Consider the following 25359-nt stretch of genomic DNA (forward strand, 5'->3'; position numbering starts at 1 on the left):
TATCGGTTAACGGCCTAATATCATAGTTTTATTCATCATATCATATCTCCCCCTAGTAAAAAAAAGAATCATATTAGGGGTATTTAGTATGTGTTATACGTGGATACATGTGTGATATAGATTTTTGGTACTCAATCCATCAAAAATCTATAGGTTGACTAATCGTAAGAAAAAGCATACCTGATGGTATGCGACTTAGACAACAAAAGTACTTGAATAACATAGTAGAACAAGATCATCGCTTTATAAAGAAGCGAATTCGTTCTATGCTAGGGTTCAAATGTTTTGACACAGCTACATCCATTCTTTCTGGAGTAAAAGCCATGCATATGATAAAAAAAGAACAGGTTGATTTACGGGACCAGTCTGTCCAAAATCAGAAAGAATTCATCCATCAATTGTTTGGACTTGCAGCATAAGATACGATTCCGTTAGGAATATATGCGCTTTATTATCTTTTTGCACCAGAACCTCCTAGACAGCTTTCTGGTGGTGAGAAACAACGTGTAGCCATTGCTCGTGCTTTTATGAATAATCCAGATTTGATTTTAGCCGATGAGCCTACTGCTAGTTTGGACTCAAAACGTGCTAGAGAAGTTGTTGAAATGATGAAGAATGAAGTAAAGAAAAATAAAAAAGCAGCAATTATGATTACGCACGATGAAAAAATGCTTGATGTATGTGACCGTATATTGACGCTTAGAGATGGGAAATTACTACGGAAAAATGAAATTTGAAAATAGGTAAAGATAAAAAGGCTCTTATAGAATTAGATATAAGAGCCTTTTTATCAATGTTAATTATAATATACAGAAGTTAAATGGTGTAATGTAATATTCCATTCATACCCTGTTCATAATCCTTAGATAAGATAAATCTCGTAAAAGGAAGAGAGAGTTTAGAAAAGGGGGGATTGATGTGTTAGCATCAGCTATTACATTTATTACGGCAGCACTTATTTTTTATTCAATTGGGGTCTGGAGTGAAAAAATTCAAAAAACATTAAAACCTTGGCATGTGATTATATTTTGGGTTGGATTAGCATGCGATACGATTGGTACTACATTAATGGAGAAAATGGCTTCAGAAGGTTCTCTATTCAGCTTTCATGGGATTACGGGTTTATCAGCAATTTTACTTATGCTATTTCATGCTGTTTGGGCCACTTTGGTTTTAAAGAAGAAGGATATAAAAATGATTGCAAAGTTCCACACATTAAGTGTAATTGTGTGGTTCATTTGGTTAATTCCATATATTTCAGGGCTTGTATATGGAATGACAAACAACTCATAAAATAGATTTAAATTTTCTAAACAAAAATAATGTAGTTCATACATTTGGAGGTATAATGAAGAAATTATTTAATGCAGCATTTTTTTACTTAGTACTAGGGTTGTTGTCTGGTATATTCGCAAGAGAGTTTACAAGGACAAAAGACATTGAAGGTTCTACTATGCTGAATGTTATACATACTCATGTACTGGTACTTGGTTTTGTATTTTTTTTAATTGCATTAGTATTATCAAAAGTATTTACAATGCATGAAGCAAAAAGTTTTAATAAATGGTTTATTGTTTATAATTTAGGACTAATTTTAACGGTTGTAGCAATGCTAGTTCGTGGGCTTCTTCAAGTGAATGGTACTGATTTTAAAGGATTAAGTCATATGGCTGGACTGTCTCATGTAATTATTAGTGTTGGCTTGGTTTGGTTTATGATGTTACTTAAGAAATCTTATAAAGAACAATAGTGAGAAATAATTATAGATTTACGGAATAAGAATATTCCCTTTGTACATTATGCCCTAAATAAGTAAGCTATTATATAGAAGAGATTTAAATTAAATCAGATTAACAAATCTCACAATAATCATGACTAAAAACGGACAAAACTTAACAACCTTGAACGGTGTTTATACAACCATTATGTATACACAATCTTATGAAAAGCCTTTCGTGCGCAAACACGGAAGGCTTTTTACTACACTCACAATTCAAATATAATTAGGGGTTAATTTAAAGTGATAGTTAGTTCCCTAGAATATTAAATATTTCTCTTTTCTTATCTTCATCTAGTTTAGAATCAATAACAGCTCTTCATTCATAAATCGTTTGGATTAGCTTCAAAAGCTAGCGATTTAAAGGAAATTGACACTCTATGTTTCTATCGAGTATTTTTTGCACCAGAACCCTTGAGAGAATATATGATAACGTTAATTAAATGAATTTCATAAAATCTTGCGTTTTACGCTAATAAAAATTATAACATTCAAAAAATGAAATTTGATGTAAAATGATGAATATAGGAATGAAAATAAAGAAATTGAGGACCGAAAAAGGAATGACTTTGAAAGAGTTAATTGAAAAAAGCGAACTATCTGTTGGAATTCTGTCTCAGTTTGAAAGGGGGCTTACTACCATAGCAGTTGATTCACTTGAAAAACTAGCTGATATTATTGGAGTACATTTAACACATTTTTTTGATCATCCACTTTGTGGTCTTTATAAACTGAGTAAACAGGCCTTTTGTTTCCTTTAATTGATTCATAACTACTTGGTGTTCGTAACAGCTAGAGCAGAGACTTAGACGTAGTTTAGGTTTGCTATGAACGACATGGCCACACTGTTTACAAGTCCGTTGCTCTAAACTTAATTTTCTACCATTTGATAGTGCTAGTTTTTGCTTATCAGATAATTGCCGTTTTTTTTCTGATTTTGAGCGTTCATATAGCTCTATAAATCTATTGTTTGCTCTCTGATAAACCTTCGCCACAGGAGCTTCTAAGGGCTTTAAACCTTCTTTACTAAGTTTAGTTTTGCTTGCAAGTTCTAATAGGACCTCACTCCAATTTTTATAACTTTTCATTTATCTTCACTCCAATGGTTAAAATGGTTATTGAAATAAATATGCCTAATTTTTTGGGGAGTTAATATTAATCTTATATAAATTCTATCTTAATTCTAATTTATGATAAAATTTAATGGTGGATAGGAAGAAAAAGGATAAATGGTGTTCGCGAATAATAAAGGTGTTAAAAATAATAAGATCATTTCAAAAATAAAATAGATGTTTTGAAAAATGTTCTTTATTAAAATTATAATTTTTATCCAGCATAATGGAAATGGGGTATTCTGGTATTTTTATAGTTAGTAAAAGTTATTCTAAAAGGAGTATGTTGGGTGAATCATAGACGCAAGAAAAAGAAACCAAAACAAATAAGAAAAGAAACTGTTCAGATAAAACCGATAGTTGGGAAAGAAAAACCATCAAAGGAGAGTAGTTACAGGCTGGTTGACATTTTCCTTGGTATTCTTCTATTCCCAATTCTTATATGGGCTGTCTTGGAAGGTTCTAAAACACAAATAAGCAAAGGAAAGACTTTCCTTATTATTGTTTTCTTTCTCTTAATTGCAATAGGGTTATCTATGATAGGAAACAAATAAGGGGGAGTTCAGATGTTTAAGAAGAAGGGAAAAAAAAACATTCACGCTAATCTCGTTAACAAACAAGGAGAATTCATTCGAGAGTTAAATGGTACAGAAGAGGACTTAGAAGAAATAAGAAAAACGGGTATTGAAATTCGTTTAGTTGAAGAAAACTCATATGAAATGGTAGCAACCGATGAACAGCTAGCAAAACTAGCAAGAATCGAAGAAGAATACGAAGAATATTTAGATGCATGGGAAGAAGCCTTAAACGAGAGATTGGAAGAACGAGAAAGAGAAGAAGCAAGACAGAAAGAAATGAAAGAAAAGAATAAATGGAGTACAAAGAAGAAAGTAATCGTATTTGGACTGATATTCTTTGTATTTATTGGATTACCTATTATCGAGGGGTATCAGAATAGTAAACTAGTTGAAGAAGGTACATCATTAAATGCAGAAATTGTAGGTAGGCATGTAGAGAAGGAATTCATGTTTACACACCCCACATTAGTAGTTGAGGTAGACGGTAAAAAGCATAATGTATGGGTAAGTGAAGAGACATATAACGGAGCAGAGTGGTTAGGCAGACTAAAAGTCATCAAAACAATAGATGGTAAGGTTGAGAAAGACCCTAGGTATGAGGGCGAAGACTTAATCACGAGTTATTAAGCAGTATGTTTTTAATATTCGCTTCTCAAATTAAACAACATTATTATTTGTAAAAATCGAATCCATTAAAATAAAAAAGTTTTTTTAATAACTTTAATAACCTCCTATCATATTGTTGAGGGGAGGTTATTGCTTTTCTGAAGATAAAATTAAAGAACTTTATTATCTCAATATAAACGGTAAGGATTATTAATATATCGGAGGAATAAAAATGTTAAACAATAATGTATTAGATACACTATTTAATGAGGTGGCACATGATGATGAATCGTATTTTTATTATTTTTATACTATGAAAATGGCAGCAACATCAGAATATCTTAAATTTGGACCTGGTGCATTTTTAGAAAATCAACATCAAGTGATTTGTTTTACTAATAAGAGGATAATGATGCTTGAATTGAACCCTTTAACCGGTAAGTTTAATGGCAATAAAATAATAATTGATATTGAAGATGTAGGGGGTATAAAAGTAAAAAGAGGGCTAATAAAGTCTAAAGTTATTGTTACATTAAAAGGTAACAAAGGGGATATTGTTATGAATCCAAATAGTTTTACAATTGGATTATCAAATCATAAAAAAAACTTAGTGAAACTGCAAGAGATGTATAGTTAAAAACCAGTCTCTATAAAGTTAAAAAATCCATTTCGATTAAGATCTTGATAAAAGACTTATTAGAATGGATTTTTTGTTTCTTTTATATGGGATAAGTAATGTTAATTAATCCTAAAATTTGGATAGGTCATCTAAATTTATTTAGTATCAATTAACATATTCATAAGTGATTATAAGCTGCAAAAATTACATGTAAAATACTTATTAGTTTTAAAGCTTGATAAAATGTAATAGCATAGAGTTGTAGAAAAAAGGGTGGATTCCTCACGAGAGTAGGGATCCGCTTTTTTGCTACTAATAATAGAACGATATATTAACTACATGCAAATATCCTATTCATCCCAATTTGTCCTTGCTGGTGGTACAATTAGCGTAATGGAGGGATATTATGGAGTTTATTGTATTTTATGTAACACCGTTTCTTATAATTGGTACTTCAATATTTGTATTTATTACGGCTATGTCACTAACTCAAAACATTTGGTATGAATTAAATCTATTATTCGTAATAGCTGGTTTAGGGATAAATATACTTGCTATTCCAGTGGCAATTTTTATAGGTGGGATGGCAACAGACTCACCAGACAGTACTAGACTTGATTTTTGTAAAGGATTTCTCTTCATTCAGGGAATACCGCTTATTATACTACTTCTAACTTTGGTTTGGTGGTTTATTCGTCGGAACAAGAAAAAAGTTCACATGTAGAATTTTAAAATGACTTTCGCTAACGATAATTATGTAAATGAGCTCCCCATATGGGAAGCTCATTGTATTTTTTGCCTAGCTTGGGTGGGTTCCGAAATGCTGGCGGTACTCCGATCTAGTCGGAGGAAGGCATCTTATGGTGTCTTTTTATTAACTTTCGACAAAATATAACAATATACAAATAATACGTTTGCTACTATGAGTTGAGAAATCTTACATTTTAGACGCTGGAGGCTACATATTATGAACAATAAACTATTAATCGTACTCACAAGTTGCGTTTTAATTATGGGATTAGCAGCATGCTCAATTAACAAAGCAGCAAGTACTTCTAATGACTCTAAAGCTGAAGAAAAATCACAAAAAGAAGCGGATAAGGATCAGAAGGCTGAAGAAAAAGCTAAACAAGAAGAACAACAGCGTCAAGAAGCGGAGGCGCAACAACAAGCGGAAGAAGAGAAAGCTAAACAAGAAGAACAGCAACGTCAAGAGGCTGAAGCACAACGACAGGCTGAAGAAAAAACGAAGCAAGAAGAACAACAACGCCAAGAGCAGGAACACGCCCGTAAACAACAAGAAGCACAAGCGCAAAAGCAAAGAGAAGTAAAGCAAAAGGAGAAAGAGAAAGAAGAACCTAAATATTGCGGTTCTCCCGAAGCTGAAATAACGTGCGAACATCTTCAAAGAGAATGGGAAAATGAACAAAAGATAGAAAAAGAACTCAAAGAAAAAGAAGAACGTGAGGAAAAAGAAGGTTTAGAGTATGCAAAAAAGAAAGCACAATCATTTGAGGATAAAGAACGAGAAAAGATGGGTTGTGACGACGCGAAAAATGTTCTTGAACAATTAAAAAATGCCGAACAGAATCCAGCTACAAAAGAGAGTATTATCAAGTATCAAGAAAAAGTAAATATGTGTAGCAAGTAATAAAATAACTAATACAGATCGGTGGGGAAAAAATGAAACGAAAATAAGAGCATTCCTTTATTGGGATGCACTTATTTTATTATACAGTTCCAATTCACATGAACGATAGACTTTTAGTAATATTTTGACTTTTTTATGCAAATTCTACAGCATATTCCTCGGATATCTTTAATGTATTAAGCAATCGAGCTGATTCAACCATGATTTCGTTCGATGAATCTGTTACAGTTATGACAATAAATCGATTATCATTTCTGTCTCCAAATAATCCTTCTGATTCAAGTTGGATTAATACATTCAACGATTCTTTCAACAGTGTATTTACTCGCATGTTAAAGTCATCTTCGACAGTTTCATGATATTTCTTAATAATTTTGTTCACTTCATCAAACATTCCGAAATCGTCCCATTCGCTCCACTCAACAGCTCCATATCTATAATAATTGTATAAAGGGTCCGATTTATTAACTTTGATCAGTCTTTCTTTATTAGCCACTGGTCCAATGCTACTGACACAATCGTCTGTTAATAAGGAGTACCCATATATTGTGTCAACACCGCACCTAGTTATAAGTTCTTTATAGTGACAACGAATGGCATTTTTTAACTCAACATATAAACTTTTTTGAAGATGCATTTTCAACGTATTTCCTCCGTTCTTTTTGTAGCGGCATGTTGTTACATACTTCAATCTTAACATGAAAGTGAATGAGAATCATTCACTTGTAGGGAGAGGAATGGTGTTGGAAAACCACTGAGATAAGGGCATCAATACACACTTACTTTTTATTAGTTTACATAACCTTCATTATAGGTTGTCATTTAAAATAAAAAAATAAAATCTCAAAAACAAAAGTAATGTTATGATTTTGAGATGGATGGAAAAATTTCAAAGTTATATTTTAAAATCTGTATTGGAACTAAATTTTGCTGAATGTTCACCTAAACCAAGTACAATAAAGGATACCTTTGATGTAAAAAGGACTTAAGGAAACATTCTCTTTCGATATCACAAACAATTAAGTTTTGAATAAAACACAACCTATTCAGTTTTTAGAGATTAAAGTTAACTGTTTTGTATTAAAGTTTTCATAATGTGTATTTATATGCTGAGTAAATTCTATAAGCAATCATGTAATCAATATTAAAATGTATAGGTGAATGTATCTGAAACTAAAAGATATTCATACTGATGAAAGGTGAATGCTGCATTTTGTTGGATGAGCATAAAAGAATTTTAAAAAGGGGGAAAACAAACACTTAAAAACTTCGCACGAAATACCAATTTTACGAACAATAAGATGTATAAATTAAAATCTAATAAAGTATTTAGGGATTTCGAGCTCAATTGCATGAATCTTAGTATAATGGTATGTGCCTATATAATTCATGTTTTATATAGAAATTATTAAATGCTGAACTATTCATTGAAAAATTTCATAGTAAATTACCTTTTAATATATAGGATTTTTTCTTATGTTGATCTAATTAACTCCTCATAATCATGATTAAATTAACCAATTCATGTTAGATATCGAATTTTATAATGTTTTTATATATTGATTTTTTTGTATGAACTTATATATAAAAATTGTTTTATTTTACATACATTTATATGTAGTTTTTGCACTAATTTTTATGGTCTGATACAAATTTATCACTTAGTTAGCTATAATTTTAATTTGACTAACTACACTATACCATTCAGTTTTGAGTATATTTTAGTATTTCATAATTTAATTATGTAAATAAGTTTGTGTAAAAATTGAATTTAACGCGAACTTGTGTTCGTATCTATTTTCTGTTATAGTGTATATGAGGTGATTTTTATGGATTACAGTAAGCAACGCCAAAAATCCGTACATCGTAAAAAATTATACGAAAATTTAAACGAAATGCCCTTTTACATAGAAGAATTTGTGGAGTACAAAGAATTGCATGATGCCTCTCCCTCCACCCTATTGAATTATGTATATGATTTTAGAGTCTTCTTTAATTGGTTATTATCTGAACAAATTATTGAATCAAAACCCATTAAAGAAATATCCTTCTTTGATTTGGAGAATTTAAAGAAAAAAGATGTTGAGAACTTTATGAGATTTCTAAAACTACAACAAAACATGCAGAATTCATCTGTTAACAGGAAGATTTCGGCCTTAAAATCTTTATTTAAGTATCTTACCTCCCTATCAGAGAATGAAGATGGAGAATGCTATTTTTATAGAAATGTAATGGCTAAAATTGAAATACATAAAGATAAAGAAACATTAAATGCCCGTGCAAAACGTATGAGATCTAAAATATTTCATAATGATGACGATCAAGAGTTTTTAAATTACGTTAAGTATGAACATGAAAAATCTTTAACAAAACATCAGTTGTTCTATTTCTTGAGAGATAAAGATCGGGATGTAGCAATCATCTCCCTTTTTCTGGGTAGTGGTATTCGTGTAAGTGAATTGGCCGATCTTCGTATGGAAGATATAAACTTAAAAGAAAGGCTAATTGATGTGATCCGAAAAGGAAACAAAGAAGATTCTGTATGGATTACCCCGATCGCATTGAACGATTTAGAAAAGTATATGGAAATTAGAGATAACAAATACGCTCCAGGGAAAGAATTAAAAAATGTGTTTTTATCAAAGTATAAACATACTGCACAACCTCTTTCGGTTAGAGCTATCCAGGATATAGTAGAAAAATATACTAAGGCCTATGGCAAAAAAATGTCTCCTCATAAATTACGACATACATTGGCAAATAAGTTATATATGGAAGAAAAAGACTCGTTACAAGTGATGCAGCAACTTGGGCATACGAGTCAAGATACAGCTTTGTTATACACTCAACTTGGGGAAACAACTATTAAAGATAGTTTGGGGAGAATAGGGAAAAACAAATAATATTTTTCATTTAAATAATTATTTGTTTTTCGTCTTAAATTTTATTTTATTATGTAAAAAATACATACCTTAAATTCACTTTAATTGATATTTTAAAACTCCCTCAAGAGAGTAATAAAACAATAATTTATCACAGAAGTTCAATTTCTGGATGATTTCTATACAAAAGGTATTTATCTTAATGGAAAAATAATAGGATTTACTATGTTGGGGATAGATTTTGATGATAATAATTATTGGATTTATAGATTTATGATTGATGAAAAACTTCAAGGAAAATTTATAGACAAACAAGCTATATATCTGGTTATTAAAGCGAAAACGCAGTTTGCATCCAAACTGCGTTTTTTCGACGTTCAATTGTACGCAACATTTATTAAGAAACTTTGCAACAGAATAAATAAGATATTCACTCACATATGGATATGATCTTTACATGTCATTTCCTCTATATAAAATCTAAATTCCTAATGCATTTGCTGCTTTTTCCAGTTCCTCCTGCTTATGCAATGAAGAAAGTGCGAAACGAATCAAACCAGTTCCTTTCGATACAGTTGGAAAGAACGCTGGCAACACAAGAATGCCCGCTTTGCGCAAACGCCTTGCTGCTTCGAATGCCTCCTCCTCAGTAGAAAATAATGCACCTCTCACGGGTGATTGAAGCCCTGCATTCACCAACTTATTTCCAGTAAGTTTATCAAAATAAGCTGTATTCTCCCACAAAGCTGCCTGCATCTCAGCAACCTGCCCACTCAGATGCAACTTAGCCGCAGCAACGTCCGCAGCCAACATTGGTAGCATAATTGAGTGACCGAATACTAGCGGATTTGCAAATTTTCGTAATGTATGCATGTCTTCCTGCCCTTGCAGAACTACATATCCACCGGCACCTCCGAAAGCTTTCGACAGCGATCCAACAAGAATGACGTTAGGGGGTAGCTGCTCACCGAACGAAGCGAAGGCATAGCCACCTCCATACTTTCCACCAATCGAGGTGCCATGTGCATCATCTACATAAAGAATGCCGTCATAAGGTTCAATAATTTCTTTCAGCCTAACTACGTCAATTAACCCCCCCATTGAACCAACTCCATCGACGAGTAGAATCGGAGTTTTATGGTTATTAGCTGCCTCACGTAATCCTTCCTGTAGTGACGTATCATCCTGAAGATCAAATCGCTTCACTGGGCCAATTTGCTCGTAAATTCCACGTAATATCTGCATCGATGCGTGTGCCGTTTTCTCTACTAGAAACATAACTCCACCAGATTTTATGGGATAACTTGGCAAAGCACCCGTTCCCAATAGAGGAAGCACACCCAAATGTACATTACTAACCGAAGTAAAGCACACTGCCGGCGCTCCCCCATGCATACAAGTCAGCAGTTCTTCCAGTTCCGCTAAATAAGGGGGACGGAAGCGGTTACGAGAAGAGGAAAAATGAACACCAAATTTCTCCACCGCCCCTATTGCAGCTTTAACAAGGTCAGGATGCACCTCCAAACCGAGATAGGAGCAGGAAACAAACTCCACAGCTTCAGTTCCATCTTCAAGCCTAACTTTCTTTCCATCTCGCCAAGTAAAAACATGCTGAGTAAGTCCTTCACTAATTGCACGATCTAAGGAATCAGAGGTCTTTGATATCCTTGCCTCGACCCAATTCATGTTTTTTTTTTGTAGTTTGCTCATAGTTTCTCCTCCTGTAATGTTCGATTGAATTGCCCGAGGGATTCATTAAAAATATGAGAACAAAGCTCTTGATACAATGTAAGTTCATTACCTAAAACCTCACGTGCCTCATGCATCACGTCAATAAATGCATACTTATCCTTCATCGCTGCACTCAGTCGATCGACAGCACGTAACAGTGTAATTCGCGCTGTCGATGCTTGAAGATTTGCTGATTGTATATCCCAATAGACTTCTGGCGTGCCGGAACTAATTCGAGCTAGTAGCGCAAGCAAGGTTGCGTGTGGAGGCGGAGCAAGGGAACTCATTTTAACAATATCAACATCGAGATCAGCAAGTGCTAATCCGAAAGCAAATACTGCAGCATGAGTAAGCGCCTGCATCGCTGCAACTAATTGGTCGTGCTCCTCCGCGTCAAGTTGTACGACACTTCCACCCCAAGTTAAAAGTAATTGGATTAGCTTATCCGCACGAGGCCCACTGTTTTGGACAATAACGGCAACTGGTCGCCCCACTATGCTAAGGTTAGGTGCAAACATCGGATTTAAACCAACTACCTCAAGAGGCATTTCTAAAACGCCAATTTTAGTAGCTATGGGCACTTGAACCGAAAGAGTATGCACAAGAAGAGCTGCTTTCTTCATTTTCTCCCCTACGATAGCTACCGCTTGAAGCGCTATATTTTCTGGCAATGCAAGCATTACCATATCTGCTTTTTCAATAAAAGAAATTGCATGAGGAGTTGGTGCAGTAATATCACACTTCTCAAATTGAAATTCTGTAGTCAATGGAGTAATGTCGATAATGCATACTTCTACACCAGACTTCGCAAGTAGAGTTGCAAACATGCTACCAACGCCACCGGACCCACCCACGATTACACACCTCTTAAGTTCTCGAATCATTGTGCACCTCCTACTACAGCAGTTCTTGATTTAGCAATAGCCGAAACCATAGCCCTTGCCTTGACTTGCGTCTCTTCGAACTCCTCTATTGGGTCTGACAATGAGACAATTGCTCCTCCAACACCGAAGGTCGCCTTATCCTCAGTAACAATAATCGTACGAATAACGATACTTAGATCAGCAGCGCCACTCAATGAAAACCATCCTAGACTACCTGAATAAACACCACGCGCTCCTCCTTCAAGACGATCCAGAATCTCCATCGTTCGAATCTTCGGAGCACCAGTCATCGAACCACCAGGGAAAGCATTCCGCACGCAATCAATTGTTGATTTATCCGGACGTATAGTGCCACGAATCACCGAAATTAACTGATGTACCGGTGCATATGTCTCTACAGTGAATAATTGAGGAACATGAACAGATCCGACCGTACAAACGGTGTTGAGGTCGTTACGAACTAAATCCACAATCATTAAGTTTTCTGCGCGATCTTTTTCTTGACTTAGTAGCTCGGCGCGGAGTTGTTCATCTTGGGCGGGCGTTTCGCCACGCATACGCGTACCCTTAATCGGCTTAGACTCAACGACGCGTTTGGTATCGATAGAAAGAAAGCGTTCCGGAGAAGCACTTAGCACTGCTCCATCAGGAAAGTTCAAAAATGCACCATAAGGAACTGGGCTAATTTGTCGCAGATGAGTATACGTAATCCAAGGATCAATTGAAGCCTGCACCGTAGCGGTGTTCGTTAAGCAAATCTCATAAGATTCTCCGTTGCGAATTTCTTCAAGACACGTTTCAATTAATTGAAGATAGGGTTCCCGATCATGCTGAAACTCAATAGCTATATCGTGATCAGGTACAGTTGTAAGTACTGTATCCTTGTCCGAATCAGGAGATGCAGAAGGCACTCTACTCAAATATTTCTCAGTAGTTTCGAACCAAGTAATCACTTCATCATGATCTTCATCATCCGTTGATAGGCATAATAAGTATGCTTCTTCTTCTAAATGATCAAGAACAAGCATGCGATCAACAAATAACAATGCAGCATCTGGAACCTCAGATTGATATTTATTGCTACCACAGGTCTCACTTTTCAGTTCATATCCAAGATAACCTACATAGCCAAGATTAAAATCAAATGGCAAACCTTCTGGGGTAGGAATTGACCGGAGGCGGAGCTGCTCATCCAGATAATCATAAAACGGCTGCTTAACAGACTGTGGCTCCTGACCTGCACGGTGCACCTTCACTTCTCCCTCTGCAATACGATAGGTAATATATTCAGCATTCGCTCCTGTACTATCACCGAGATAAGAGAAACGTGACAAACCATCAATAACCATACTACTATCCAACCAAAACCCATGCGGGGCATCAGCAAACAGTTCCTGATAACTAGCTTTAGCGTCAGGGAACATTGCAAGTTTACGAGTATGAATTTGATAACGACTAGGTTCGGTACAAGACTGCTCCTTTGCTTTCACTTCTTGTTCTATATGCCGAGTACGAGGTGGAGTTAGATCTCGGAAATTGGCAAGTAATTCACGTCCGTATTCACTACAAATTGACTCTGGATGAAATTGTACACCCCAAATCGGTAAAGTACGATGCCGCAAACCCATCAGCAAGCCATCTTGAGTCCAAGCAATTGCCTCTATATCATCACTTAACTCATTCACAACAAGAGAATGATAGCGTACAACAGAAAAAGGAGACGGCACTCCTGCAAAAATGTCAATTCCCAAGTGCAAGACATCTGAGTTACGCCCATGCATAGGTTCATGGGCATGACTCACCTCCCCTCCAAAAAGTTGGGCAATTCCTTGATGACCGAGACATACCCCAAGAACTGGTAATCCAGATTTTAAAATTGCAGTAGCACTAACTCCAAAATCTTCTACTCGGTCAGGACGACCTGGCCCTGGGGAGATTACAATGTTATCAACCTCATGGAGCGGCACCTGTGACCACTCTACGTCATTATGTACAACTAACGGAGGTTGTCCATTCACCTCACTAATTAACTGATAGAGGTTATAAGTAAACGAGTCATAATTATCAATTAAAAGCGTTTGTATTCCTGACGACATTTAAACAATTTCCTCCTTTTCGAAATAACCGGTGTAGCTTAAAGTTGAGCTTTCAGTAAAACCACTTTTAATCTTTTACCGTGTTTCCAATTACTAAATCTTCAACCCTGCAAGTTTCAGAAATGATTAGCTTGTAAAGTTGATGTAAAAAAGTAGAATCAATATCATTCTCGGCAGCGTACCGAGCAGCACGATCCTGAACAAAATGAATTCGATTTGGCTGCATCATCGGAATATCATGCTCACGCTTATAAAGAGCAATCCGAATGCAACACTCAATACGTGCTTTCAATGTATCTAACAATTTCTCATCAATCTTGTCGAGTTCAGAACGCAAATTCTCAAGCCCTGTTTCTTTTTCAGATATCATATAAATTCCCTCTATTCTGTATGTTTTGATAAAAAAGAGGAACTTTTCCTCTAGAAGATTGAGCGAAGTGCTCCAATTCTACACGTTCCACTTGAAAACTGGTCAAATACGGATTGTTAAGGATGCGGTTCATATGATAAGACGTTTTGAAAACTTCCACCACAGCCTCAGTAGTGATTTCTTTAGGAATATTCAAACATAGCAATAGCTTGATCTCAAAATTGACACTATTATCATTCCACAGCACTTGGAATTGACAGTCGGTGGCATTATTTACCCCCAGGCTACCGAGAAGATTCATCAACAAGTCTCCAGAAATGGTCATAGTATCTATATTAATAGATTGACCCGCTCTCCCTTCTAAAGTGAGAAGCCGTACTGCGCTGCCACACGCACAACGTTCGTTATGCAAATATCCGCGATCACCGATACGATACCTGAATAAAGCCATTCCTGAGTCAGTCAACGGTGTAACTACAACCTCGCCTACAGTACCATTTGGAACCGGCAATCCAGTTTTCTCATCAACAATTTCCACCAAGACTGCATCCTCGTGAATATGATGAGTAGAATCGTCCACATGCAAGCACTGGTATCCAATTGGTCCTGTCTCATTGGAGGAATAAGCTAGCGAGCGTACTTTAAGATTAGGCGCCACAGCCTGAAGCGCGCGCTTACGCTTGGTACCAATTGCTTCACCGATATAAAGAAAATTGCTTAAACAAGAAGCCTCAATCAGCGAACTGTTGGTGATCAAATTTACAACGAACGCAGGGGAACCCACAATGGTATCGACCTCATGTTCAATAATCAATTTAATTAATTCGTCCTTATGGATAGCCGAACCAACAGGAAGAACTAAAGCAGGCAACAGTTGACAAATGTCTTGGCAAAACATAAAACTACCGTTAAGCTCACCAGGTTGCATACAGTTTACCAGTTTAAGTGGCGATTTTAGCAAAGCATTGCGTACGCCCCGAGCACCAAGCAAGCTAACTTGCCGATTAAACGACCATGAATGATATACAACCTTAGCCCGACCTGAAGTACCACTAGATCGCAATACCATTCCAAATCCCTGTCCATCCATTAGCAATTTGTCTGAATGCGGCGGGCATAAGGTCGCTAAGTTATCAGGCGACATCAGCGGCAGTTGTTTAATCTGCCTGGCATTCGCAACTAAAGTGAGGCCAGGAAAATGTTCGACTACTGTTGGGGATGATTTAGCAGCCTCGACCATCGCTATAAGATTATGTTCTTGAAGGTGCTCAATTTCCTCACGGCTCATAGTATCAAGATTTTCAGCAAGCCGGATTCGACCTGTATCAGCTTTCCACGACAACGGAGAAATTGTGCTCATATCATTCAACTCCTTCCTCATCTTTTCCTAGCAGTAGTAAACCGGGGGCTTTCATGGTGATCCAACCCAGTCTTGATATTTGTAAAGACTTGATACTCTTGCAACAGTTCAGTCACCAACTCACCCTGTGAATCATCATGTTCAATTGCCACCCCTCCCCCAGAACGTAGTAATTGTGCAGCATGATAAACTACACTGCGAATCACTCGAGATCCATCATTTCCGGAGTAGATTGACTGATACGGATGGTGTTCTCCCCACTCTGGCAAAAGTTTTGTCCCTTCTGATACGAATGGAGGATTTGCCAAAATCAAATCGACCATACCCTTAAATTCATCAAATATGGAGTGGCTGGTCACATCACCAAGGTGTAGTTGAATAGGAGTATCACCAGCAGCAGCACATTTTTCTGCGTTATAACGAGCATAATTCATCGCATTCTGGTCACTGTCGATGGCGTGTATTATTGCATCTGGTCGCGCATGTGCCACAGCCAAAGCAATCGCCCCAGATCCAGTGCATAGATCCACGACGAGTGGTTTCTCCACAACGGGCAGCTCGTCTAACCCCCAAGCAAGCATAGGTTCGGTATGCATACGTGGCACAAAAACACCAGGACCAACTTTGACTTCGATACCTCCAAAGGTCGCATGACCAATAATATAAGCTATCGGTATTCGACTAGCTCGCTTTGCGACAAGGCGAAAAAATATGTCTCTCTGATCCTCATTTAATATCATCTGTGAAGACAAGGCATTACGATCGATATCTAGTACATGAGCAGCAAGAACCTCAGCATCTTCCCGAGGATTCCATACACCGGCAACTGCTAAAGTTTGTTCTGCCTCTGCAATTGTTAAACCGAGAATATCATTAGTCATCAAGCTTGTTGCCCCCTTTATACACCCACACTTTTCTCATTTCTCACTGCAGCATAATAATGACGTAGCATATCTGCGATACTTGTATGTACCCGAGATGCAGCAAGCAAATCAGCAGGTGGCGTAAATTGCGAATCAAGTTCAGCTGTGTATTTTTCATAGGACGGGTACATATTGAATTCAATTATGTTCTTCCACTCAACTGGAATACGCCAATCCGATTCATAACCTGTTGCAAGCATATGATCGATTGCCTCTGTAATAGTCTCCTTTCGAGTCATAGGTTGAATCGGCGAGCGTACCGGCTGAAACTCTTTCAGATCTGTATCCATCTCTTCACCACATACCAGTTTCGCCATCTCACGGGCAAGATACGGAGAAAGAGTCAAACCATCGCGATAGGTACCAGTCATCACAAAGAGTCCGTTCAGATCCGTCTCGCCTAACAGCGGAAATCCGTCAAGCGAAACAGGACGATTCCCCACCTGTAGTTTGCTCATCCGACTTTTTGCCAAACTACGTCGTATCTGACGATATGCACAATCAAGTAGAAAGGTAACATCGTTCAATAACGGTGTTTCAACTGCCTGAGGAGAAATGATGTTCGTCGCTCCGACATAAACCTCACCCTGTTGACGAGGAACAATATGCAGACCACACGCAAACGCGCGGTTCGGAGTACGGATTACACTTTTGGGCGAAGTTCCATCCTCTGTACTCACTAATGCAGAAACACCATAGCCACTCACCAATCGTGGGATTCGTGCAGAAACATCTGGGATAGAGTCCAATAACTCCTGAGTCTTAGCACCCGCTGCCAATACAATACGATTGCTAATTAGACGTTCATTCGAACTAAGGACTAAAGCATTGACCTGACCTCGTTCATATTCCAGGCCACTAGCTTTCTCGTGAATTAACGTACCTCCAAGGCGAATAAATGCGCGTTCCAAACGATCTAGCAATTTATTTGAATCCACCGCATGTTCATTTGGAATGTATAGGGCACGTAAAGGACGTGAAGTCGTCTCAGGATCCAACCACTCTATATCTACAGGATCAATATCTTCAAACGGCTCGTTGTAATGTTGTAAGGAGGTACGGATTGCTTCGTAGTTTGCTGTATCAATCTCTCCAAGACCAACCGTGTTCAACATTACGATAGTTCCATCAGCACAAACAATATCAGCATCTCCAATTTCTTGTTCTAATTCAGCTAGCCAATCGTCCCACAAGTTACGAGCACGTACTGCAAAATCGTGCTTCAAACGACCATGTTTACTCTTAAGCAGTGTCGCTGTTACTTCACCAAAAGTACCGAGCATTGCCCCAGCTGCTGTTGTGGCAGCATAAGGACGGTGTGATTCACCAACCAGTGCGACCTTTAATTTTTTTCTAGTTAATGTAAGCGCCAAAGACAAGCCGAGTACACCATTTCCTACTACAACAACATCAAACGTACGATTATTTAACATGACTACCTTACACGCCCTCTCTTTTTACAAAATTATATTTTTTATAACAAAATTAAAAATAAAACTGCAGAATAACTATCAGTATATTCAGTTAATTTTCGGTATTAAAACCCAAATAACACCCCCTCTCAATTTTAGCTATATCAAAAACACCCCTTAAGCTAATTTTGATGTTTTAACAAATATCCCTATTACGTAAAGGGATGTCACTCGATTATACATAGTTAATTTACTGTATGATCAAGTTGTTCTATGTTGTTAAACGGTCGATTTGCACGCTCAGCCCATCGTACAGCTGGTCCCATCGCAAATCCTGCTACCACGAATGCAACACCAAGACAGATCCAACCAACCATTCCTTGATATACAACTAAATTTGTCAAAAGGAATGGCCCAATCATTTCCGCAATAGTAAGCCCGCTACCAAAGAAACTTTGATACTCGCCCTGTTTGTCTTGTGGTGCCAATCCAAAGCTAATTTGCCATGTTCCAGAGAACTGAATCATCTCACCCACTACCTGCACAAGTGCAGCCAACAATAATAAAATAACTGACCACAGCACAGACTTACCCTCGGAAACAGAAAATATTAAACAGGAGAAAAACAAGAGAACTCCAGCGATGCTGACGTATCTTATTGCACTAGTCATATTAGTGACTCCACTAGAAAAGTACTTCATAAAAAACACAACAGATAGTGTATTAAATATGAATAGGACAGCGACAATCCACGCAGGTGCTTCCGTATGGTTTAAAATCCATAAGGGTAAAGCTACGTCAATCAATGGAATATGTAACATCAGGATTGCATTAATTATAGAAATAAGAAAGTACGGTTTATCTCTAAGTACCGTAAGTTTTCCTTTTTCCGTAGAATGATTCTCTGTACGCACCTCAGGCATTTGTTTCAGAATTAACCATGCAGCAACAAGAATGCTCAACGCGTCAAGGCTCAAAATGGCCCAATATGCACTTTTCGTTCCTAGCATCAGAGCAATACCACCGAGTGCTGCACCGACCGATAGTCCAAGATTAAAGGATGACTGAATATATCCCTTTGCTTCTGAAATTTTTTCTGTATCTACGGCTCTTGCAACTAATGCACTACGTGCTGCAGACACACCACGACTACAAGTAGTGTAGATACAGGCAGCGATAACAAACAGTGAAATAGAATGAATAAACAAATAAGAGAAAATCGCAAGACTAGCACCAATTGCCAACAACACAGCCATACGACGCGGTCCAAATCGGTCAACAAAATGTCCCACTGGAACTCCGACGAGCAAGGCAACAATCCACGAAATAGTGAGGCCAATCCCAAGCTCTGCTGGTGTGAACCCAACAATTTGTGTAAAGAACAGTGTCACACAGACATAGTAAGCACCTTCCCCAATGCAGTTGATCATTTGCGAGATAGCAAGAGTACGGACTGGCCCTGGAGAAGGGATAATATTTTTAAACATTGAATAGTCTCCTCTCTACTAAATGATAGAATTGAATAACATTCATAAAATAGACTTTATTGCTAGCGTTATATTAAAATAGTTAAACACTCATTTATAAACAGAATTATCTATAATATCATTTTGTATGAAAAAATCCTTTATTATGGTTGGCGTTAGTACCTATCCAAATCCGCTAGAAAAGATCTAGCACATGGATAAGATTACAAGAAAAACATCATTTGAACATTGTTTCCCAACGAATTCAGACAATTTAATCACTGAACAGGTAAAAGCCTATCACTTGCATCACGTTACGAAGAGATTATTTATGCTAGAGGCAATACTTTACGCACGACTCCATGGAACCGAGAGGTTACAGGCACTTTTTCAAACTGTTTCTTTTCAGAAGCACTCAGCCAGACAACAAATCTGGAATCGATTAGTTTCTTGCAGCTTGGACGCCGACTAAATCCAGTACTAATCGAATTCTTTCAAGCGATTTTTTCTTCATCTAGTGTCGCAAATCCATCAAAAAACGGATTTTGACAAGTAAAGAAAAACTACGCCCCCACTCAAAATCATTGATTCAAGCACATTGTCGCTTATAGTAAAAAAATGAATGTCTACTACTTCTATTTGCATGTCTTCTTTTTTTCTTCTAAAAGGAGAAAGAGAGAAAAAAGAAATTTCGTAACGTATTTATGTGGCAATAGTGATAATTTATGTAAAAACTCTTTTACTTGAATTCTGTGAATTTAACAAATTAAGACTAAAAAAGAAAACTTACCCCTATGAAAAAAGTAAAAATTCCTCTGTCTACGCTATTCATTATTTATACATGCTTGTTCGGTAACAAAACTAAAAATAATTTAAATTATTTTTAGGCATTCTCCTAAAAAGGATCTATTGTACTTTATGTCCTATACTAATTCCTTATTTTCACTTTGGAGAACAGTAACAAAAGACTGAATTTCACTCATAAATTCTTCAAATTGATTAAAGTCCATTTGTTGCTTAGAATCTGATAATGCATTAGATGGATCGGGGTGTACTTCAGCCATAATTCCATCCGCTCCTACTGCTATAGCAGCTTTTGCAACTGGTATAAGCAAATCTTTTCTACCTGTTGAGTGGGTTATATCAACAATAACTGGTAAATGTGTTTCTTGTTTTAAAATTGGTATAGCTGTAATATCAAGCGTATTACGAGTAGCTCTTTCATAAGTTCTTATTCCCCGCTCACATAAGATAACATTTTCATTTCCTTGCAGTAAAATGTACTCGGCAGCATATTTAAACTCTTCAATAGTTGCACAGAAACCTCGTTTTAATAAGACGGGCTTATTGATTTTTCCAACAGCTTTTAATAATTCGAAATTCTGCATATTTCTGGCACCCACTTGAATAACATCGATATAATCTAATGCTGGTTCAAGCTGCTCCACACTTAATATTTCACTTATTACACTTAAGTTAAATTCTATTCCCACAGTCTTTAATATTTTTAACCCCTCAAGCCCCAATCCTTGAAAGTCATATGGAGAAGTACGAGGTTTATATGCCCCTCCTCGCATAAACTTTAATCCTTTATTTACCATGTTTTCAGCTACTGCTCTTACTTGTTCATAACTTTCAATAGCACACGGACCCATAATAAAGTGTGGGGATCCATCCCCAATTTTCTCTCCCTTAATATCCAGAATTGTGTTTTCTAATTTTGTATCACGTGAAATTAAAAGTGCCTCCTTCTTACTCAATTGTTTATCCTCAAAAACTCTAGATTTTAGCACATATTTTCCTCCTTCTTTATTTGCACTATTTAAAATAATTAAAAACCCCTTATATTGGTATTTATTTGTACACTCTCAAAAGTAAGATGTTCAACATTTATTTACACTGAACATATAAAAAAGAATAACCCATTACAAACTGTCCTTTTTAGCAGACTTTAATTCAAATGTAAAAACCTCGTCAAATCTTTTTAGAAGGAAAATTTTAAAGAGGAGTCGATTCTTATTTTACATAAACTGTATATAAATAAAATTGAAATAATATTATTTTAAAATTCAGAATATTTAAATTGATAGTTCGAGCTATTTATCCAGCTACCATTCATGTACTTGGTCACTTTTATTTCGTACAATTTTTCAGGGATGCCCTCAACATAGAAGACGGTATTTAGGAGAAGTCAAAAATCAATACCAAGCTCGTTTTATCAACCGTTGTCTCGTATGTAAACTTGAACAGTCGACAATCGAAAAATGAGGTTTATTGCGCAGTGAATTTTTTATTATCTTCTGTTATATATTTATTTAAAATGGTTAATCTCGTCTTGCTGTCGCAGATGGAGAAGTTGTAACGAAAATACACAAAAGAGCCAATTGAAGCATTGGAACACCCTCCTCTTAAACAAATAAATAGGTTTAAAATCTATTTAAAGAGACAAGTGAATAAAACAAAGGCAGTTATACGAATGTTTTCAGCTCTAAAGTCATTATTTAACTACCTAGAAAATGATAATGAAGAATTTTACCTTTATAGAAATGTTATAGCCGAAATAGAAATTCATATGGATAAGGAAATATTGAATGCTCGTGCAAAACGTATGAAATGGCGCTTTTCAAAAGATAAAGTAAGCGATGCAGAGGACATAATGGAAATAATGGGAGAATTTTTAAAACAATAGAAAGATATAAACGAAAACGAAGTTTGCAACAACCAAACTTCGTTTTTTTGACGTATAATGAATTACAACAATCACTAAAGATTGCATAAAATCCATCTGTAATCATACCAACTTTTTATCTATTAAAAAACTTTGCAACAAAACTCTCTGAATCATCTTTCCCACTTAACTTAGTGCCTAGTTTAGTGTATCATCTCCAATTGCTGCATAATTTTTCTGTCTAACTTTTCGGGTTTAGTTCATTATATTTTCTATTTTGTCTTTATATACAACATATTCTTTCCCATCTACTACTGCTACCACAGCAAATTCATCTTTTGGATTGAATGAAAGCCAGTCAGCCCACATATTTGTATTTGGTCCTCCACTCCACATATTATGAACAGTGTTTTTAGTTAAATTCATAACTTTATAAGACGCATTTGGTGCATTTGTTCCAGTCTTTATTTCAAATGTATATGCGTTATGAATTTTTTTATAAAAGTAGAAAACGTTTGATGGACGAAGCTGTTTTATAAAATCCTGTTCTTTTTTCTCTGCAATTTTTATCCCTTCTTGTAATGTGACAACATCTGTTCTTAATGTTTTCCAACTGTCTTTCGCTGCATTCAAGTTAGGGATTAAGAATTTATATCTATTTTGATCAGCTTTTTGATCGGCTGTATCAATATGTCTCAGTACTCCCGCATATTGAGAGTCTAAATCATCCCATTGCGTGGACATATAAGTAAGAGCAGTAATAGCATTATCAATCGCACTATGCATATCACTAATATTATGAAACGCAACTCCAACCACACGATTTAATGTTATTTTATAATCTACATTCTGACGTAATTTTGCTAATTCCGGCTCTAGCCAGCTTAACTTACCTCTTGCATCACCTATCATTATACCACCAGCAATCAATGTGGGAAGAAAGGGGATTTTCACCATGTCCAATCCCTTAGATTCTATATCTTTCTGATAGTTTACTTGCCCTAAAAGGTCCTCTAGGCGCTTTTGATCATCCTCAACCGCAGCTCCTTGGCTTTTTAAAATAGACTGCAAGAGATCTTTATTACTTCCAAATGCTCTAACATCTTGTCCAATATTTTCATTTAAATTAGTTAATTCTTCTATTAATGCTTTTGCAGACTTTTGATTTTGTTGAATTTTCCCCCGTAAATCTGTAATCCCTTTTTTTAAAGTATCTCCATTCCCAGTATTGATCGCCTTTACTAATGTTTCATAATGATTTTCAAATTTTTTATCGTATTCAATAATGCCTGTCAATGTATCTAAAAGCTGCTTTTTTACTTGCGTATCCCATGTAACTGCATGCGCTCTTGCTTTCTTTTGATCTTGTACAATTTTACTAGGTAAATCTTCATAGCCATTAATAGTAATTCCTTCAAAACTCACATCAGGATTATTGATTAATAAATAAGAATATTCATTCATAGATTTCAAAAATAAAACAGCATCTTGCAAAGTTTTTTTCATCTGTTCTTCATTTGCTGAAAGAGACATATCTCCATTGTTAGTTTGTTCAATTTCACTTGCAAAAGCTGCTACTGGTGTGACTGCATAAGTAGTTGTCATAGTTAAAAACGTTGATACAGCGAGTATTTTGTAAGGGATTTTTTTCATCATTTCATATGTCTCCTATATAGGGTTTGATTTCAAGTTCTATTCTTCTTTAAAAGCGATGTCTTTCGAAATGAGTTCTACATCTTTAATGAGTATCATTTTAACTTTCTTTATCAGCATTTAAATCATCAAGTATTAAAGAGGATCTAGGTTGTTACATAGAGTCGATATTATCAAGCAAATCTTTATAATCTGTCCCCAATTAATCGGTTCTGTTGCTAAGTTAAAAAAACAAGTAAAACTGCACGGCTATTTGGATGAAGCTTATATATATGTGAAAGGCGAAGTCTTTAATGAGACTCCGCCTTTCTGGTGTATAAGGATTTATTAATTGTTGCATTACTGTTTAACAGTGTAATCATAGACTCTCTATGTTTTGGGTCACTTTGCAACAGAATTAATATTTCCCTATTTTTGTGGAGTAACAGGTTCCACTTTTAATTCTTTTATCCCTTCTTTTAATGTGACAGCATCTGTTCGTAATGTTTTCCAACTGTCTTTCGCTGCATTCAAGTTAGGTTTTAAGAATTTAAATTTATTTTGATCCGCTTTTTGAGCTGCATTTTCAATATGCCCCAGTACTCCCGAATATTGAGAATCTAAATCATGCCATTGCGTGGACATATATGTAAGAGCATTAATAGCATCATCAAGCGCCTTATGCATTTCACTAATATTATTGTAAGCAACTCCAACTACACGATTTAATGTTAGTTTATAATCTACTGTCTGACGTAATTCTGCTAATAAAGGCTCTAACTGACCTAAATTATCTCTTGCTACACCTACTATGATACCGCCGATTATCGGTAGGCCCAAAATGGCACCCTTCATTACATTAAACCCATCAGATTCTAATTGTTTATAATAGTTTACTGATCCTAAAACTTCATCTAGACGCTTTTGATCGGCCTCAACATCTGCACCTTGGTTTTTTAAAATCGACTGCAAGAGATCTTTATTACTTCCAAATGCTCTAACATCTTGTCCAATAGAGTCTCTTAATTTAGTTAATTCTTCTATTAATTGTTGTGCAACCTTTTGATTTTGTTGAATTTCACCTCGTAAATCTGTAATTCCTTCTTTTAAAGTATCTCCATCCCCTGTATTAATTGCATCTACCATTGTTTCGTAATAATTGTCAAATGTTGTATCGTATTCAATAATACCCGTCAATGTATCTAAAAGCTGTTTTTTTACTTTTGTATCCCACGTAACAGCATGTGCTCTTGCATTCTTTTGATCTTGTACAATTCTACCAGGTAAATCCACATATCCATTAATGGTAATTCCTTCAAAGTTGACATCTGGATTTTTAATTAACATATAAGAATAGGCATTCATAGATTTTGCAAATAACCCGGCCTTTTGCAAGGTTTCTTTCATCCTCGCTTCATTTGCAGAAAGAGCCGTATCTCCATTGTTAGTTTGTTCAATTTCACTTGCAAAAGTTGCTACTGGTGAGACCACAGATGTTGTTGTCAACGTTAAAAACGTCGATACAGCGAGTAGTTTATAAGGGATTTTATTCATCATTTCATATTCCTCCAATATAGGTTTTAATTTGAAGT

The 25359-nt window shown here is 36.0% G+C and carries 20 protein-coding genes and 7 pseudogenes; 14 read left to right on the plus strand and 13 right to left on the minus strand.

All coding sequences use genetic code 11. The annotated features are described in order from the left end of the window. Positions 1 to 185: 185 nt before the first annotated feature. The 5 genes and pseudogenes from MR065_RS23475 to MR065_RS23495 all read left to right on the plus strand — a co-directional run. Positions 186 to 419 (plus strand): annotated as a pseudogene (locus MR065_RS23475) (DDE-type integrase/transposase/recombinase); the annotation flags it as partial. A gap of 54 nt (positions 420 to 473) precedes the next feature. Continuing rightward, a pseudogene (locus MR065_RS23480) lies at positions 474 to 737 on the plus strand (ATP-binding cassette domain-containing protein); the annotation flags it as partial. 181 nt (positions 738 to 918) lie between these two features. Next, positions 919 to 1293, plus strand: a complete 375-nt coding sequence (locus MR065_RS23485) for an HsmA family protein (protein WP_000881116.1) — start codon at positions 919 to 921, stop codon at positions 1291 to 1293. A 55-nt stretch (positions 1294 to 1348) separates the two neighbouring features. Further along, positions 1349 to 1750: a DUF2871 domain-containing protein gene (locus MR065_RS23490; protein WP_002202996.1), complete on the plus strand. Its 402-nt coding sequence runs from the start codon at positions 1349 to 1351 to the stop codon at positions 1748 to 1750. A gap of 557 nt (positions 1751 to 2307) precedes the next feature. Then, positions 2308 to 2538: a helix-turn-helix domain-containing protein gene (locus MR065_RS23495; protein WP_277927524.1), complete on the plus strand. Its 231-nt coding sequence runs from the start codon at positions 2308 to 2310 to the stop codon at positions 2536 to 2538. Here MR065_RS23495 and MR065_RS23500 read toward each other — a convergent pair. Further along, positions 2503 to 2865, minus strand: a pseudogene (locus MR065_RS23500) (3'-5' exonuclease); the annotation flags it as partial. The gene MR065_RS23495 and the pseudogene MR065_RS23500 overlap by 36 nt on opposite strands. A 314-nt stretch (positions 2866 to 3179) precedes the next feature. Between MR065_RS23500 and MR065_RS23505 the strand changes: the two are divergent. From MR065_RS23505 to MR065_RS23525, 5 genes are all read left to right on the plus strand, one after another. Continuing rightward, a complete protein-coding gene (locus MR065_RS23505; protein ID WP_242215246.1) occupies positions 3180 to 3443 on the plus strand; it encodes a hypothetical protein in 264 nt (87 codons plus the stop codon). Between the two features lie 12 nt (positions 3444 to 3455). Further along, positions 3456 to 4094 carry a hypothetical protein gene (locus MR065_RS23510; protein WP_242215247.1) on the plus strand — a complete coding sequence of 213 codons (639 nt, stop codon included), beginning with the start codon at positions 3456 to 3458 and terminating at the stop codon, positions 4092 to 4094. A 211-nt stretch (positions 4095 to 4305) separates the two neighbouring features. Next, positions 4306 to 4710 (plus strand): PH domain-containing protein, encoded by a 405-nt coding sequence (locus tag MR065_RS23515; protein ID WP_242215248.1) that lies wholly within the window; start codon positions 4306 to 4308, stop codon positions 4708 to 4710. Positions 4711 to 5098: 388 nt separating this feature from the next. After that, positions 5099 to 5416 carry a hypothetical protein gene (locus MR065_RS23520; protein ID WP_000394435.1) on the plus strand — a complete coding sequence of 106 codons (318 nt, stop codon included), beginning with the start codon at positions 5099 to 5101 and terminating at the stop codon, positions 5414 to 5416. A gap of 243 nt (positions 5417 to 5659) precedes the next feature. Next, positions 5660 to 6343, plus strand: a complete 684-nt coding sequence (locus tag MR065_RS23525; protein ID WP_242215249.1) for a hypothetical protein — start codon at positions 5660 to 5662, stop codon at positions 6341 to 6343. A 133-nt stretch (positions 6344 to 6476) separates the two neighbouring features. Here MR065_RS23525 and MR065_RS23530 read toward each other — a convergent pair whose 3' ends face one another. Further along, a complete protein-coding gene (locus MR065_RS23530) occupies positions 6477 to 6986 on the minus strand; it encodes a DUF4303 domain-containing protein (RefSeq protein WP_242215250.1) in 510 nt (169 codons plus the stop codon). A gap of 1186 nt (positions 6987 to 8172) precedes the next feature. Here MR065_RS23530 and xerS point away from each other — a divergent pair. Both xerS and MR065_RS23540 read left to right on the plus strand, forming a co-directional pair. After that, positions 8173 to 9246 carry a tyrosine recombinase XerS gene (xerS, locus tag MR065_RS23535; protein WP_242215251.1) on the plus strand — a complete coding sequence of 358 codons (1074 nt, stop codon included), beginning with the start codon at positions 8173 to 8175 and terminating at the stop codon, positions 9244 to 9246. Positions 9247 to 9375: 129 nt separating this feature from the next. Further along, a pseudogene (locus MR065_RS23540) lies at positions 9376 to 9558 on the plus strand (GNAT family N-acetyltransferase); the annotation flags it as partial. A 147-nt stretch (positions 9559 to 9705) separates the two neighbouring features. On the opposite strand, the gene MR065_RS23545 reads toward MR065_RS23540, so the two are convergent. The 9 genes and pseudogenes from MR065_RS23545 to MR065_RS23585 form a co-directional block, all read right to left on the minus strand. Further along, on the minus strand, positions 9706 to 10935 hold the full coding sequence (locus tag MR065_RS23545; RefSeq protein ID WP_242215252.1) for an aminotransferase class I/II-fold pyridoxal phosphate-dependent enzyme: 1230 nt from the start codon (positions 10933 to 10935) through the stop codon (positions 9706 to 9708). Further along, entirely contained in the window at positions 10932 to 11840 is a 909-nt protein-coding gene (locus tag MR065_RS23550) for a prephenate dehydrogenase dimerization domain-containing protein (RefSeq protein WP_242215253.1), read from the minus strand. The genes MR065_RS23545 and MR065_RS23550 overlap by 4 nt, the downstream gene beginning before the upstream one ends. After that, positions 11837 to 13936: an aminodeoxychorismate synthase component I gene (gene pabB, locus MR065_RS23555; protein ID WP_242215254.1), complete on the minus strand. Its 2100-nt coding sequence runs from the start codon at positions 13934 to 13936 to the stop codon at positions 11837 to 11839. The genes MR065_RS23550 and pabB overlap by 4 nt, the downstream gene beginning before the upstream one ends. 67 nt (positions 13937 to 14003) lie before the next feature. Further along, complete coding sequence (locus MR065_RS23560) at positions 14004 to 14306, minus strand: chorismate mutase family protein (protein ID WP_242215255.1); 303 nt, start codon at positions 14304 to 14306, stop codon at positions 14004 to 14006. Further along, positions 14296 to 15666: a phenylacetate--CoA ligase family protein gene (locus tag MR065_RS23565; RefSeq protein ID WP_242215256.1), complete on the minus strand. Its 1371-nt coding sequence runs from the start codon at positions 15664 to 15666 to the stop codon at positions 14296 to 14298. Before MR065_RS23565 ends, MR065_RS23560 begins: the two co-directional genes overlap by 11 nt. A gap of 17 nt (positions 15667 to 15683) precedes the next feature. Further along, complete coding sequence (gene prmC / locus MR065_RS23570) at positions 15684 to 16547, minus strand: peptide chain release factor N(5)-glutamine methyltransferase (protein WP_242215269.1); 864 nt, start codon at positions 16545 to 16547, stop codon at positions 15684 to 15686. A 17-nt stretch (positions 16548 to 16564) separates the two neighbouring features. After that, a complete protein-coding gene (locus tag MR065_RS23575; protein WP_242215257.1) occupies positions 16565 to 18022 on the minus strand; it encodes an NAD(P)/FAD-dependent oxidoreductase in 1458 nt (485 codons plus the stop codon). 224 nt (positions 18023 to 18246) lie between these two features. Then, entirely contained in the window at positions 18247 to 19488 is a 1242-nt protein-coding gene (locus tag MR065_RS23580) for an MFS transporter (protein WP_242215258.1), read from the minus strand. 902 nt (positions 19489 to 20390) lie between these two features. After that, positions 20391 to 21236 (minus strand): annotated as a pseudogene (locus MR065_RS23585) (bifunctional 3-deoxy-7-phosphoheptulonate synthase/chorismate mutase); the annotation flags it as partial. Positions 21237 to 21795: 559 nt separating this feature from the next. Between MR065_RS23585 and MR065_RS27805 the strand changes: the two are divergent. Beyond that, positions 21796 to 22078, plus strand: a pseudogene (locus tag MR065_RS27805) (tyrosine recombinase XerS); the annotation flags it as partial. 83 nt (positions 22079 to 22161) lie between these two features. After that, positions 22162 to 22245 (plus strand): annotated as a pseudogene (locus MR065_RS27810) (IS6 family transposase); the annotation flags it as partial. A 145-nt stretch (positions 22246 to 22390) separates the two neighbouring features. Here the strand turns inward: MR065_RS27810 and hblB are convergent. Together hblB and hblA are read right to left on the minus strand one after the other, a co-directional pair. Beyond that, entirely contained in the window at positions 22391 to 23791 is a 1401-nt protein-coding gene (gene hblB / locus MR065_RS23595) for a hemolysin BL regulatory component HblB (RefSeq protein ID WP_242215260.1), read from the minus strand. A gap of 405 nt (positions 23792 to 24196) precedes the next feature. After that, positions 24197 to 25324, minus strand: coding sequence for a hemolysin BL binding component B (gene hblA / locus MR065_RS23600; RefSeq protein ID WP_242215261.1), 1128 nt, complete (start codon positions 25322 to 25324; stop codon positions 24197 to 24199). Between the last annotated feature and the right edge of the window lie 35 nt (positions 25325 to 25359).

Source organism: Bacillus cereus group sp. BfR-BA-01383 (assembly GCF_022663495.1).
Taxonomy (GTDB): domain Bacteria; phylum Bacillota; class Bacilli; order Bacillales; family Bacillaceae_G; genus Bacillus_A; species Bacillus_A cereus_AU.